The 12,663-nt window shown below is 64.2% G+C and carries 13 protein-coding genes and 1 pseudogene; 5 read left to right on the top strand and 9 right to left on the bottom strand.

The genetic code is table 11. The features are described from left to right. The 8 genes from BKX93_RS10845 to BKX93_RS10810 all read right to left on the bottom strand — a co-directional run bounded on the left by BKX93_RS10845 (position 1) and on the right by BKX93_RS10810 (position 7,083). Positions 1-381 carry a type IV pilus assembly protein FimV gene (locus BKX93_RS10845; protein WP_021478274.1) on the bottom strand — a complete coding sequence of 127 codons (381 nt, stop codon included), beginning with the start codon at positions 379-381 and terminating at the stop codon, positions 1-3. A 117-nt stretch (positions 382-498) separates the two neighbouring features. Then, entirely contained in the window at positions 499-1,578 is a 1,080-nt protein-coding gene (gene aroB / locus BKX93_RS10840) for a 3-dehydroquinate synthase (RefSeq protein WP_070979778.1), read from the bottom strand. After that, complete coding sequence (aroK, locus tag BKX93_RS10835) at positions 1,578-2,132, bottom strand: shikimate kinase AroK (protein ID WP_021478276.1); 555 nt, start codon at positions 2,130-2,132, stop codon at positions 1,578-1,580. Before aroK ends, aroB begins: the two co-directional genes overlap by 1 nt. Before the next feature lie 34 nt (positions 2,133-2,166). Further along, positions 2,167-4,266, bottom strand: a complete 2,100-nt coding sequence (locus BKX93_RS10830; RefSeq protein ID WP_046168024.1) for a type IV pilus secretin PilQ — start codon at positions 4,264-4,266, stop codon at positions 2,167-2,169. Beyond that, a complete protein-coding gene (locus BKX93_RS10825; RefSeq protein ID WP_046156230.1) occupies positions 4,263-4,781 on the bottom strand; it encodes a pilus assembly protein PilP in 519 nt (172 codons plus the stop codon). Before BKX93_RS10825 ends, BKX93_RS10830 begins: the two co-directional genes overlap by 4 nt. 5 nt (positions 4,782-4,786) lie before the next feature. Continuing rightward, on the bottom strand, positions 4,787-5,398 hold the full coding sequence (locus BKX93_RS10820; RefSeq protein WP_046156184.1) for a type IV pilus inner membrane component PilO: 612 nt from the start codon (positions 5,396-5,398) through the stop codon (positions 4,787-4,789). After that, positions 5,395-5,970 carry a PilN domain-containing protein gene (locus BKX93_RS10815; protein ID WP_021478280.1) on the bottom strand — a complete coding sequence of 192 codons (576 nt, stop codon included), beginning with the start codon at positions 5,968-5,970 and terminating at the stop codon, positions 5,395-5,397. The genes BKX93_RS10820 and BKX93_RS10815 overlap by 4 nt, the downstream gene beginning before the upstream one ends. After that, positions 5,971-7,083, bottom strand: a complete 1,113-nt coding sequence (locus BKX93_RS10810) for a pilus assembly protein PilM (protein ID WP_046156186.1) — start codon at positions 7,081-7,083, stop codon at positions 5,971-5,973. It lies immediately after the preceding gene. A gap of 166 nt (positions 7,084-7,249) precedes the next feature. Between BKX93_RS10810 and BKX93_RS10805 the strand changes: the two genes are divergently transcribed. From BKX93_RS10805 to lpxO, 3 genes are all read left to right on the top strand, one after another. Further along, positions 7,250-9,562, top strand: coding sequence for a penicillin-binding protein 1A (locus BKX93_RS10805; RefSeq protein WP_244887259.1), 2,313 nt, complete (start codon positions 7,250-7,252; stop codon positions 9,560-9,562). A gap of 114 nt (positions 9,563-9,676) precedes the next feature. Further along, positions 9,677-10,411 (top strand): metallophosphoesterase, encoded by a 735-nt coding sequence (locus BKX93_RS10800; RefSeq protein ID WP_070979777.1) that lies wholly within the window; start codon positions 9,677-9,679, stop codon positions 10,409-10,411. Positions 10,412-10,533: 122 nt separating this feature from the next. After that, the gene (gene lpxO, locus BKX93_RS10795) at positions 10,534-11,454 is read left to right on the top strand and encodes a lipid A hydroxylase LpxO (protein ID WP_070979775.1); all 921 of its coding nucleotides are present in this window, start codon (positions 10,534-10,536) and stop codon (positions 11,452-11,454) included. A gap of 192 nt (positions 11,455-11,646) precedes the next feature. Here the strand turns inward: lpxO and BKX93_RS25995 are convergent. Beyond that, positions 11,647-11,937 (bottom strand): annotated as a pseudogene (locus BKX93_RS25995) (TolC family protein); the annotation flags it as partial. On the opposite strand from BKX93_RS25995, the gene BKX93_RS25505 reads away from it, so the two are divergent. After that, positions 11,834-12,439 carry a histidine kinase dimerization/phospho-acceptor domain-containing protein gene (locus BKX93_RS25505; protein WP_222103302.1) on the top strand — a complete coding sequence of 202 codons (606 nt, stop codon included), beginning with the start codon at positions 11,834-11,836 and terminating at the stop codon, positions 12,437-12,439. The pseudogene BKX93_RS25995 and the gene BKX93_RS25505 overlap by 104 nt on opposite strands. Next, positions 12,372-12,662, top strand: a complete 291-nt coding sequence (locus BKX93_RS25990) for a sensor histidine kinase (protein ID WP_425304945.1) — start codon at positions 12,372-12,374, stop codon at positions 12,660-12,662. The genes BKX93_RS25505 and BKX93_RS25990 overlap by 68 nt, the downstream gene beginning before the upstream one ends. Position 12,663: the final 1 nt, after the last annotated feature.

Below are 12,663 nucleotides of genomic sequence, written 5' to 3'. Positions count from 1 at the left end.
TCAACGTTTGGAGAACAGCGGCTCCTGGGGCGCCAGTTCGCGGCCGTTTTCCCGTATCGTGTGCCAGACCGGCTGGCCTTGCACTTGAGGGTGGACGTCGCGCGCGAGCGACACATAGGCCTTGCTGTCGCGGGCGTTGGAATACGCGCGCAGCAGGGCGACTTTGGCGTGGAGATTGTCGGGATCGTCCTTCAGGGAATCCTTCAGGACTCGGACGGCTTCGCGGGTGCGGCCATAAGCCAGGAAGACTTCGGCTTCTCCGACAGGGTCGATGCCGCGTTGAACGGGCTTGATGTAACGTAGATGACGCCAGAACTGGCGCAGCGAATAATAGACGAGCATCAGGGCCAGACTGCTGGCCAGTGCCGTAAAGACATCCATTCTATTTCTCCCCCCTCGTGTGAAACAACATCTTATTTAGTCTGTTGATTATTCTGACGAGGCGGGCGACTTGGCAATTCGTATAAATCCGTAGCCAGGCCGCCTGGACAGCCGGGATCAGCTGTTTTCGCGCAGAATCCGGTCCAGCAAGGCGGTGTTCAATCCCGACTCTATCACGGCTTGGCCCAGCGAGCGCAACAGCACGAAGCGCACGGTGCCGGCCTCGACCTTCTTGTCGTGGCTCATCAGGCTCAGCCATTGCTCGGTCGGCATGGAGGGAGCCTTGACCGGCAGGCCGGCGGCGGCGATCAACCGGCGCACGCGCTCTAGGTCGTCCCGGCTGATCCAGCCGAGCTCGGCGGAGGCCGCGGCGGCCAAGACCATGCCGACGGCCACCGCCTCGCCGTGCAGCCACGCGCCATAGCCCAGTCCGGCCTCGATGGCGTGGCCGAAGGTATGGCCCAGATTCAAGAGCGCGCGCACGCCGTTTTCCTTCTCATCCTCGGAAACGATGGCGGCCTTCATTTCGCAGCTGCGCTTCACCGCGTATTGCAGCGCTTCGCCGTCGCGCGCGCGCAGTTTGGCCATATTGGCTTCCAGCCAGGCGAGGAAGCCGGCGTCGCCGAGCAGGCCGTACTTGATCACTTCAGCCAGGCCCGCGGACAGCTCGCGGTCGGGCAGGGTGGCCAGCAGATCCATGTCGGCGATGACGGCCTTCGGCTGGTAGAAGGCGCCGATCATGTTCTTGCCCTGCGGATGGTTGATCGCGGTTTTGCCGCCGACCGAGGAGTCCACCTGCGCGAGCAGGGTGGTGGGAATCTGGATGAAGGGCGCGCCGCGCTGGTAGCAGGCGGCGGCGAAGCCGGTCATGTCGCCTATCACGCCGCCGCCCAGCGCGATCAGTGTGGTCTTGCGCTCGGCGTTGCCCGACAGCAGCGCGTCGAAGATCAGATTCAGCGTCTGCCAGTCCTTGTGCCGTTCGCCGTCGGGCAGCACTACGCTGGCGCAGGCCACGCCGCGGGCTTCCAGCGCTTGCTGCAGCCGGGACAGATAGAGCGGCGCGACAGTGGCGTTGCTGACGATGGCCACTTTGGGCAGCGGCAGGTGGGGCAGCAGCAGATCGACCTGTTCCAGGAGTCCGTGGCCAATGTGTATCGGGTATCGGGTGTCGGGAAGGATCAGGTCGAGGGTGATCACTAGTCGGTTTCCTTGGGATGGTGCGGTGAGGCCAACAGCTGGTCGAACAGGCGGGCGACCAGCAGATTGACGTTCTGCTGGGTGGTGTCGATGATGATGTCGGCGATCTCGCGGTACAGCGGATCGCGCTCGTTGAACAGGCTTTCCAGCTTGGCGCGCGGATCGGCGATCTGCAGCAGGGGGCGGTTCTTGTCGTGCTGGGTGCGGGCGAGAAGATCGTCTATCGCGGCGCGCAGGTAGATCACTGTGCCGTGGCTGGCCAGAACCTTGCGGTTTTCCTCGCGCATCACGGCGCCGCCGCCGGTGGCGAGCACGATGTCGCGCTGCTGGGCCAGGTCGCGTATCACGCAGGCTTCGCGATTGCGGAAGCGCAGCTCGCCTTCGATGTCGAAGATGGTGGCCACGCGCACGCCGGTGCGCGCCTCGATCTCCTGGTCGGAATCGTAGAACGTCTTGCCGGTGCGGCGCGCCAGCGCCCTGCCCACCGTGGTCTTGCCCGCGCCCATCAGACCGACCAGAAAAAAGTTGCCTGCCAGTTTCTCCATGGCAGGCATTGTAGCTGATCGTTAATGAATCTGTCTTGGCCCTTCAGCGCGACGCGGCCACCAGGTCGTTGATCACTTTCGGGGTGATGAAAATCAGCAGCTCGCTGCGCTTGTCTATCTTCTGCGAGCTGCGGAACAGCGCGCCCAAGAGGGGAATGTCGCCGAGGAAGGGCACCTTGTTGACCACATTGTCCAGCTGCTGTTGATAGATGCCGCCCAGCACCACGGTGCCGCCGTTGTCCACCAGCACCTGGGTGGTGATTTTCTCGGTCGACAGCGACGGCGTGCCGTTCACCGTCTGCTGGAAATTGGCCGAGTCCTTGTTGACGGTGATGTCCATCATCACGTGGTTGTCGGGCGTGATCTGCGGTTTCACCTTGAGGCTGAGCACCGCCTTTTTGAACGCCACCGACGTGGCGCCGCTGGAGCTGGCTTCCTGATAGGGGATTTCGGTGCCCTGCTCGATGGTGGCCTCCTGACGGTCGGCGGTCATCACCCGCGGGCTGGATATGATGCGGCCCTTGTCCTCGGCCTGCATCGCCTGCAGCTCCAGGCCCAGGATTACCGAGTGGCCGACGTTGTACAGCGCGGACAGCGTGCCGGATGGATTGGCGATCGGCAGGTTGACGCCGGCGGGCGTGGTCTGGATCACATAGGGCTGGTTGGTGTTCAGGTTGGTGACGTTGTTGACGTTGGTGCCCAGCGGGTTGCCGGAGATGATGCCCTTGGGGTCGGCGCGGTCATAGGTGAGCTTGATGCCCAGATCGCGCTCCCAGTTGTCAGTGGCCTCGACGATGCGGGCTTCGATCAGCACCTGTTTCACCGGGATGTCGGTCTTGGCGATCACATCGCGGATCTTGTCGATCGCGGTGCCGATGTCGTTGACGATCAGGGTATTGGTCTTGGGGTCGATCAGCACGCTGCCGCGCTCCGACAGCAGGCTTTCCTTCTTGCCGGAGCTGTTGTCGCCGTCCAGCACTTTCTTGAAGTCCTCGGCCGAGCGGTAGCGCAGCACGAAGGTTTCCGAACGCAACGGCTCCAGCGTGGCCAGCTGTTGCCGCGCCTCCTGCACTTGCTTGTCGCGCGCCAAGAGTTCGTCCCGCGGCGCGATCTGGATGATGTTGCCGTTGCGGCGCTGATCCAGCCCCTTGCTTTGCAGGATCAGGTCCAGCGCCTGGTCCCAGGGCACGTCCTTCAGCCGGAGCGTGATGTTGCCGGTGACCGAGTCGCTGGTGACGACGTTGAGGCCGGTGAATTCGGCGATCACCTGCAGCACGGTGCGGATCTCGATGTTCTGGAAGTTGAGCGACAGTTTGTCGCCCTTGTACAGCGGTTTGCCGGCGTCGCCGCCGCCCGCCATTGTCAGCGCGGGGCGCCGCACCTCGACCACCAGCTTGCCGTCGGTCTGGTAAGACGAGTACTCCCAGTCGCCTTGTGGTATCACGGTGACGCGGATGTTGCGGCCCAGATTGGCGGCGTCCACCTTGGCTACCGGAGTGCCGAAGTCTGTGACGTCGATGCGGCGCACCAACTGGGGCGGCAATGAGGCGCTGGCGATGTCGACCACCAGGTTGGCGCCATCGCGCCGGATGTCCACCGGCGTGTTGGCGCTGGGCAGCGCCAGCTCCACCCGGCCCTCGCCGTTGCGGCCGCGCCGGAAATCCAGGCCGGCCGCGCCTCCCGCGGCGCTTTGCGCCTGTATGTCGGCGCGGACGGTCGGCGCGATTTCCTGAGGCGTGGAGGATGCTTGCTCGGAAGAGGTGGAGCCGTCCAGCGTCAGCAGCAGGCGGTTGCCGCTGATCTCGCTGCGGTAGCTGGCGTTGCGGGCCAGGTTGAGCACTAGCCGAGAGCGGCCGCTGGCCTCTACCGCGACGGCAGAACGCAGCAACGGACTGTCGACGCTGAGCGAGGGTTTGGACATCTTGACGCCGGTGTTGGCGAAGTCCAGCGCGATGCGGGGCGGGTTGGACAGGGAGAAGCTGTTGGGCTTGACCGCCGGGCCGTCGAAGGTGATTTGCAGCGTCTGCCGGTTGCCGTCCACCTTGCCCGCGTCCAGCGCGGTGATGGACGGCGCGGCGACGGCCAATCCCCCGGCCAGGCACAAGGCCAGGCCTGTCCACAATGCGATGCCGAGTCTTTTCATTTGTTCTGCCCTTGTTCTGCAAGATGCAGGCTGCTGCTGCGCTGCACCCACTCTCCATTCAGGTCTTCGACGGTTTCGGCAAGTTGCACTTCCGCATCGCTGATCGAGGTGACCTTGCCAAAGTTCAGCCCCAGGTAGTTGCCGGGCTGCACTCGGTAGACTGATCCTTCCGGCGTGCGGATCAGCGCGTAGATGGCGGCGCTCCGTCGTATCGTGCCCACCATCTCCAGTTTGTCCAGATCGTAATTTTCCAACGCCTCCCTCGGGCGGCTCAGGTCCGGCGCGTTGGCCGAATTCTGGCGCTTGCCCGCCTGCAGCTTCTGCGGATTGAACGGATCGGTCAGGTCGTAGGCCTGATAGTTGAATGGTTTATAGGCCTGCACTTGCGGCAACGGTTCGATCTGGCCGCGCAGGCCCAGGCTGCTGTTCGCCATCCATTGCTTGAGGTCGTCGTTGCCGCCGTCTCCGCAGGCGCCCAGCAGCAGCGGGAGCAGGCAGATCGCTATTCTTCTCATCGTCATCACTTCTGCGCCATCGCGCCGAGGCGTTCGCCAGGCTCCAGCGCCCGGTAAGTGCGGGCCGTCGCGTCCATGATCAGCCGGTTGTCCTTGCCGCTGCTTGGCGTGAGATTGATCTCGCCGATGGTGACGATGCGGGACAGTTGGGCGATGTCGTTGACGAAGGCAGCCAGGTCGTTGTACGAGCCGGTCAGTCGGATGGTGATCGGCACTTCGGCCATCTCCGCGGTGCGGGTCTCGGCTCCGGGTTTGAACAGGTCGAATTGCAGCCCGCGGCCGATGCCGGCCTGATTGATTTCTGTGAGCAGGGTATCCATGTCGGACTTGGTCGGCAGTTGCTTGAGCAAGGCGCCGAAGGAGGCGTCGATTTCCTTCAACTGTTGTTCCAGCGCGTCCAGGTTCACCGCTTGGCGTTTCTTGTCGATGAAGGTCTGCTTCAGCGTGGCTTCCTGCAGGCGGGACTGGCCCAGCTTGTCCAGTTGCTCGCCCAGCACAAAGAAATAGCCCAGCCCCACCACCAGCAGCAAGAGCAGGAACAGCATAAGCATCTGCGCCTGCAGCGGCCAGTTGGGCATGTCCTTGGGATCGAGCGCGCGCAACTCGTCCAGCGTCATGGCGTGGCTCCGGCGGGTTTGTTGGAGGGCAGGCTTTGCTTCATCGTGGCATTGAGCGTAAACGCGCTGACGCGCTGATTGTTGACGATGATCGAACTGACTTCGACCAGCACCGGCGCGTCGAAGGTTTCCGACTGGCCGAGCTGGCGCATGTAGCTGGAAACCCGGGCGCCGGATTGGGCGTAGCCGGTCAGCGTCGCCTGGTTGCCGATCTGCTTGAAGCTTCTCAGATACACGCCGTCCGGGGTCTGGCGCACCAGCTGGTCGAACAGGTGCACCGCGGAGTTTCGCCCTTCCTGCAGCCGCTCCACCAGCTGTTTGCGCGCCAGCAGGTCATCGCGTTGTTTCTTCAGCTTGCCGATGTCCTTGATCTGCCGGTCCAGCTTGCCGATTTCCGCCTGCAGCACGTGATTGCGCGCCTCCTGTTCCGAAATCTGGTGTTGCAACACCATATAGCCTATGGTCAGCAGCACCAGTGAAACGAGGACGGCGGCGCCCAGCAGAAGCTGGAAGCGCAGCCGGTGCGCGGCTTTCTTCTGTTCGCGGTGGGGGAGGAGGTTGACCCGGATCATTCAGTCGAACCTCCTGAGCGCCAGCCCGCAGGCGATCAGCAGCGAAGGCGCGTCCATCAGCAGCTCTTTCAGCCGGATGCCGGGCGCCTGGACCAGGGTGGTGAACGGGTTGGCGATCATGGTGCTGATCTGGGTGCGGCCGGCCACCGCGTCGTCCAGCCCGGGCAGCATGCTGCAGCCGCCGGCCAGCAGGATGTAGTCGACGCGCAGATATTGCGACACGCTGACCGTGGTGTAGAAGAATTGCAGCGCGCGCTGGATTTCCTGGGCCAGCGAGTCGATGAAGGGGTGCATCAGCTCGGATTCGTAGCCGTCGGGCAGCGCCATGTTGCGCTTGCCGCTTTCGGCTTCCTCGAAGCTGATGTTGTAGCGGCGCTGGACGTCGCGCGTCAGTTGGTGTCCGCCGAACATCTGCTCGCGATAGTAGATTTGCTGGTTGTTGCGGATGATGTTGCAGTGGATGCGGGTGGCGCCGATGTCGAACAGCGCGAAGGTCTGGTTCATGCCTTCGTCCGGCAGCTGCTGCTGGATCTGCTCGAAGGCCGTCATCATCGCGAACGATTCCACGTCCACCACCTGGGCGCGCAGGCCGGCCATTTCCACCACCGCCACGCGCTCTTCCACTTTTTCCTTGCGGGCGGCGCACAGCAGCACTTCCAGATCGTCCAGGCTGGACGGCGACGGGCCCAGCACTTGGTGGTCTAGGTTCACCTCGTCTAGCGGAAAGGGGATGATCTGGTTGGCCTCGGACTCGATCAGATCGTCCATGTCTTCGGTCTGGCTGGCCGGCACCAGCAGCTTCTTGTAGATGGCCATCGGCGTGGGGATGGCGATGGCGACGCTGCGTATCGGGCTGCCCAGGCGTTTCCAGCCGTGGCGCAGCGCTTCGGAGATGCCGTCGATGTCGACCAGATTGCCGTCGTTGACCGCGTCCTTGGGCAGCGGCTCGGTCACGTAGCGCTCCACCTGGATGTTGCGGCCGTTGCGGGAGAGCTCGACCAGCTTGATCGCGGTGCTGCTGATGTCCAGCCCAAGCAGCGGCGAATTGTGGGATTTCCCCAGCCCCAGTTGTTCGAGCAAGGAGCGCCCGAGCCTCAATTTATCGATTAGCATCCGCGCCTCGATCAGGTCTCATGCAACAGAAATTCGAACTGTTGCCGCCATTGTTTGTCTTGTTGGCTTTCACAAGACGTTATAATCCGGTTTCCAGTGAAAGCCCATCGTAAATATGCTCAGACGATTTCTTGCTATTTTGGCAGGCGTATTCCTAGGTGGCGTGGTGTTGCTCGCGGGTGCCGCCGCGATTGCAATCATCATAACCTACCCGCGCCTGCAAAGCCTTGATGTAATCACGGACTACCGTCCGAAAATTCCGCTCCGCGTCTACTCCGCCGACAACCAGTTGTTGGGCGAATTCGGCGAAGAGCGGCGTTCGTTTTCCCGCATCCATGAAGTGCCGCAGCTGATGAAGCAGGCGGTGCTGGCGGCCGAGGACGAGCGCTTCTATCAGCATAGCGGCATCGACTACCTCGGCATCATGCGCGCCGCCGTCGGCAACCTGGTGTCCGGCCATGCCCGCTCCGGCGCCAGCACCATCACCATGCAGGTGGCGAAGAACTTCTTCCTGTCCAGCGAGAAAACCTTCACCCGCAAGTTCAACGAAGCGCTGCTGGCGTTCAAGATCGAGCACACGCTGAGCAAGGACCAGATTCTGGAACTGTACTTCAACCAGATCTACCTTGGGCAGCGGGCCTACGGCTTCGCCGCCGCGGCGCAGACGTATTACGGCAAGACGCTCAACGACCTGAGCCCCGCCCAGATGGCGATGCTGGCCGGCCTGCCCAAGGCGCCGTCGGCTTACAACCCCATAGTCAATCCCGACCGCGCCAAGTTGCGCCAGCAATATGTGCTGCGTCGCATGCGCGAGCTGAACTTCATCACCCAGGAGCAGTACGACCAGGCGCTGGCCGAGCCGCTGCATCTGGCCGGCCAGGTGGCGGAAACCAGCCAGCCCGGCCAGTATGTTGCGGAAATGGTACGGCAGGCGATGTACGAGCGTTACAAGGAAGCGGCGTACACCGAAGGCTTCAAGGTCTACACCACCGTGGACAGCCGCCACCAGAAATGGGCGTACGACGCGCTGCGCGCCGGTCTGATCGATTACGACCGCAAGACCGGCTACCGCGGTCCGGAGAGCTTTCTGGATCTGCCGGCCGGCGACGGCGAGGACGCCACCGAGGCATTGGACGAGGCGATGGGCGATCTGCGCGACAGCGGCGACATGCTGCCGGCCATCGTGCTGTCGGCCAGCCCGTCCGAGGTGCGCGCCTACATGCGCGGTGGCAAGATCGCGTCGATCAAGGGCACGGGCCTCGATTTCGCCCGCCGCGGGCTGAGCAGCAAGGCGTCGGCCCAGCTGCAAATCCGCCGCGGCGCGGTGATCCGCGTGCAGGCCAACGCCAAGGGCTATTGGGAGATCGTGGAGATGCCGGAAGTGGAGGGCGCCTTCGTGTCGCTCGACACCCGCACCGGCGCGATCAAGTCGCTGATCGGCGGCTTCGACTTCAACCGCCGCAGCTTCAACCACGTGACCCAGGCCTGGCGCCAGCCGGGCTCCTCGTTCAAGCCCTTCATCTACTCGTCGGGCATCGAGCGCGGCATCACGCCGTCCACGCTGATCAACGACGCGCCGCTGTCGGTGCCCGGGGTCAACGGTCAGATGTGGACGCCCAAAAACGACGACGGCAAGTTCTCCGGCATGATCACCCTGCGCCAGGGTCTGACCCGCTCCAAGAACCTGGTATCGGTGCGCGTGCTGATGGCGGTGGGCACCGACTACGCCCAGCAATACCTGCAGCGCTTCGGCTTCTCCGCCAAGCAGCATCCGGCCTATCTGCCGATGGCGCTGGGCGCGGGCTCGGTGACGCCGCTGCAGATGGTGGAGGGCTACTCGGTGTTCGCCAACGGCGGCTACCGCACCAAGGCCTTCTTCATCGACCGCATCGAAGACCAGTCCGGCCGCGTGCTGGCCAAGACCGTGCCCACCGTGGCCGGCCAGAACGCCCAGCAGGCGATCGATCCGCGCAACGCCTTCATCATGCGCTCGATGATGGGCGACGTGGTCCGCTACGGCACTGGCTTCCGCGCGATGAGCCTGGGCCGCACCGATCTGGCCGGCAAGACCGGCACCACCTCGGACTGGAAGGACGCCTGGTTCGTCGGCTTCAATCCCAATCTGGCGGCAGCCACCTGGGTGGGCTTCGACCAGCCGCGCTCGCTGGGCCGCTACGGCTACGGCGGCACCGCCGCGCTGCCGATCTGGATCAACTACATGGGCAACGCCTTGAAGGGACAGCCGGAAGTGGAGCTGCCGGTGCCGCAGGGCATCGTGGTGAAGCCGGGCGCCGGCCAGCGCGGCGGCGACGAGTACTACTACGAAGAGTTCCAGAAGACCAATCCGGAGCTGCATATCGACAACCAGGGCTCGGTGCCGGGCAGCGAGGGCGACGCCAGCGCGCCGCTGTCGGACACCGACAGCGGCAAGCCCGCCGCCCAGGACGCGGTGGAGAACGTCAAGGATCAGCTGTTCTGATCCTCTTCACCGGACGCGAACAACCGGCGGGACATCCCGCCGGTTTTTTTATTGTCTGAGCCGATGCGCGGTTTCGGCGATAATCGATGCCTTTGACATGGCGGGGAGTCGGGAATGAAAGTCGCGCAATTGACCGATCTGCACCTGTTCGCGGACAAGCGGGGCCGCCTGCTGGAGCGGGATACCCACGCCGCGCTGGAAGCGGTGCTCGCCGCGGCGGCGCGGGAGCCGGGCCTGGAGGCGGTTTTGCTGACCGGGGACGTGTCGCAGGATGAATCGGAGGCGTCGTACCATCTGGCGGCGGAAGCGTTGGCCGAGCTGGACGTGCCGGTGCACTGGATCGCCGGCAACCACGACGACCGCGCGGCGATGGCGCGGGTGTTCGCCGGCTATGATTTCCTGCGGCCGCTGGAGACGCTGGCGCTGGGCGGCTGGACCTTCATCGGCGTCGACAGCTGCGTGGCCGGGCAGGATGGCGGCCGGATCGGCGACGCCGAGCTGGAGCGGCTGCGCCAGCGGCTGGACGCGGCGGGAGAGGGGTCGGCGGCCGTGGTGCTGCACCATCATCCGCTGGCGGTGGGCACGCCCTTGCTGGACGATTGCATGCTGGCGCAGGCCTCGCCATTCTGGCAGGCCGCGACGGCGGCGGAGGCGCTGAAACTGGTGATCTGCGGCCATGTGCACGGCGAGCACAGCATCGCTTACCGCGGCAAGACGCTGGAGGTGGGGCCGGCAACCTGCTTCCAGTGGAGGCGCGGCGCATGCGACATCGAGATCGACGATCGGCGCGGTTACCGGCTGTTCGACTTTTCCGCAGGCAGCTATTCGGTACGAACGGTATTTGTCTGAAAGGGTCCAAATTGCTGAAGATGCGGCCATTTTTTGTACCTTGCGGCCAGTTTCTACCCGAATAAGCCTGCGCTGATGGTCCTGTCGTTTTACAATGTCGCTCTGATTGTCTGGAGTTGCCGATGCCTTATTTCAAGATTCTGGTGGTGGCGGTTTTCGTGCTGTCCACCCTTTACGTGCATTTCCGCGGCCGCGTGCGGCTGGGATTCTGGCGCCAGTTGAGCGACCACTCCACCATCATGGCGCCGATCAACTGCTTCATGTATTTGTTTTCCAAGGTGCCGCCCAAGCCCTACCTGCCGGTGGCGCGCTTCCCCGAGCTGCAGGCGCTTACCGCCAACTGGGAAAAGATCCGCGAAGAGGCGGTGGCGCTGTACGACCGCGGCAATATCAAGGCCTCGGACAAGTACGACGACCTGGGCTTCAATAGCTTCTTCAAAACCGGCTGGAAACGCTTCTACCTGAAATGGTATGGCCAGGATCACGCGTCCGCCCAGGCGCTGTGCCCGTACACCACCGAATTATTGAGGCAGTTTCCCAACATCAAGGCGGCGATGTTCGCCGCGCTGCCGCCGGGCAGCCGCCTGGTGCGCCACCGCGACCCGTTCGCCGGTTCGGTGCGCTACCATCTGGGCCTGATCACGCCCAACGATGATGGCTGCTTCATCGACGTGGACGGCGAAAAATACAGCTGGCGCGACGGCGAGGCGGTGATCTTCGACGAAACCTATCTGCACTACGCGGAGAACACCACCGACCAGAACCGCATCATCCTGTTCTGCGACGTGGAGCGGCCGATGTGGTTCTGGCCGGCGCGGGTGATCAACCGCATCGTCAGCCGCGTGCTGGTGGGAGCGGCCAATTCGCCGAACGAGGCGGGCGACCGCGTCGGCGGCCTCAATCGCGCCTTCCGCTACATCCAGCAGGTGCGCCTGCTGGGCAAGAAGATCAAGGCGCAGAGCCGCTTCACCTACTATCTGCTGAAGTGGCTGATCCTGGGCGGCCCCATTGTGCTGTGGCTGTTCTGGGGCGCGTGGCGCTAAGCACTCGCTTGGGAAATGAAAAACCGCGCCGATGAGCGCGGTTTTTGTATTGGCCGGATCGCTCCTGCCGGGAATCAATGGTCGATCAAGCCGCCGCCCAGAGCCTTGTACAGCGCCACCGCATTGCCGAACTCGCCGCGCCGCAGGTCGAGCAGCGCCTGTTGCGTAGAGCTGGCCCTGGGCGTCCAGCAATTCCAATCGGCCGTCGACGCCGGCGCGGTAGCGCTGGGCCGACAGATCCGCGCGGCGCTCGGCGCTGGCCACCGTCCTGCCCTGGGCGGCGATCTGCCGGCCGAAGGTTTCGCGTCCAGCCAGGCCGTCGGCCACTTCGCGGAAGGCGGTCTGGATCGCGCGTTCGTATTCGACGACGGCGCTGGACTTGCGCAGCTCGGCCAGGCGCAGCTCGACGCATAGCCTGCCGCTGGGAAACAGCGGCAACGAAGCCAGCGGCGCGAAGCTCCAGGCGCGGTGCCCGCTGCGCACCGCCGCGCTGGCCGACGATTTCAACGCGCTGCCTGACCAGCTGAAGCGCATGACCAAGGAGCAGGCGTTCTGGAACGCCGCCATCGCCCATGAGCTGCGCACGCCGGTCACTGTGCTGCGGGGGAGGCTGCAGGGGCTGGCGGAAGGGGTGTTCACCCCGGACGAAAGCCAGTTCCGCCGGCTGCTGGCCCAGGTGGAGGGCCTGGCTCGGCTGATCGAGGACCTGCGTGCCATCAGCCTGGCTGAGAGCGGCCATCTCGATCTGCAATTGCGGGAAACCGATCTCGGTTCCGAGGTTAGGGCCGTAGTCGAAGTTTTCGGCGACGCGCAGCGCGTCGCCGGCCTCGCGCCTGGATGGCCAGCCGGCGCGCTGGGGGCCGGTCCGCATCCGCCAGGCGCTGCTGGCTTTGCTGGACAACGCTCGCCGTTACGCGGTGCCAGGCGCCGTCCGCATCCAGGCTGGGGTGGAAAACGGCCGTTGTTATCTGAGGGTGGAAGATGAGGGGCCGGGAATGCCCGATGAATTGGCTCAATGCGTGCTCGAAGCCTTCCGACGCGGAGACGACGCTCGGCAGCAGGGTGCCGGAGGCAGCTGCCTGGGACTGGCCGTGGTGGTGGACATCGTCCATGCGCATGGCGGAGAGGCAGTGTGCGGCCCGGGGGCTGGCGGCGGGACGAGGTTTGAACTGAACTGGCCAGAGGGAGATCACAGACACTCATCTTAGA

Source organism: Chromobacterium vaccinii, from assembly GCF_001855275.1.
GTDB classification, from domain to species: domain Bacteria; phylum Pseudomonadota; class Gammaproteobacteria; order Burkholderiales; family Chromobacteriaceae; genus Chromobacterium; species Chromobacterium vaccinii.
Note: the sequence above shows the minus strand (reverse complement) of the source record. Positions and strands in the feature narration are given on the sequence as shown.

Excerpts from the sequence above, each read along its gene's own strand:
- BKX93_RS10845 (WP_021478274.1), bottom strand. The coding sequence starts at position 381 with ATGGATGTCTTTACGGCACTGGCCAGCAGTCTGGCCCTGATGCTCGTC.
- aroK (WP_021478276.1), bottom strand. The coding sequence starts at position 2,132 with ATGCCTGCCATGGAGAAACTGGCAGGCAACTTTTTTCTGGTCGGTCTG.
- BKX93_RS10830 (WP_046168024.1), bottom strand. The coding sequence starts at position 4,266 with ATGAAAAGACTCGGCATCGCATTGTGGACAGGCCTGGCCTTGTGCCTG.
- BKX93_RS10825 (WP_046156230.1), bottom strand. The coding sequence starts at position 4,781 with ATGAGAAGAATAGCGATCTGCCTGCTCCCGCTGCTGCTGGGCGCCTGC.
- BKX93_RS10820 (WP_046156184.1), bottom strand. The coding sequence starts at position 5,398 with ATGACGCTGGACGAGTTGCGCGCGCTCGATCCCAAGGACATGCCCAAC.
- BKX93_RS10815 (WP_021478280.1), bottom strand. The coding sequence starts at position 5,970 with ATGATCCGGGTCAACCTCCTCCCCCACCGCGAACAGAAGAAAGCCGCG.
- BKX93_RS10810 (WP_046156186.1), bottom strand. The coding sequence starts at position 7,083 with ATGCTAATCGATAAATTGAGGCTCGGGCGCTCCTTGCTCGAACAACTG.
- BKX93_RS10800 (WP_070979777.1), top strand. The coding sequence starts at position 9,677 with ATGAAAGTCGCGCAATTGACCGATCTGCACCTGTTCGCGGACAAGCGG.
- lpxO (WP_070979775.1), top strand. The coding sequence starts at position 10,534 with ATGCCTTATTTCAAGATTCTGGTGGTGGCGGTTTTCGTGCTGTCCACC.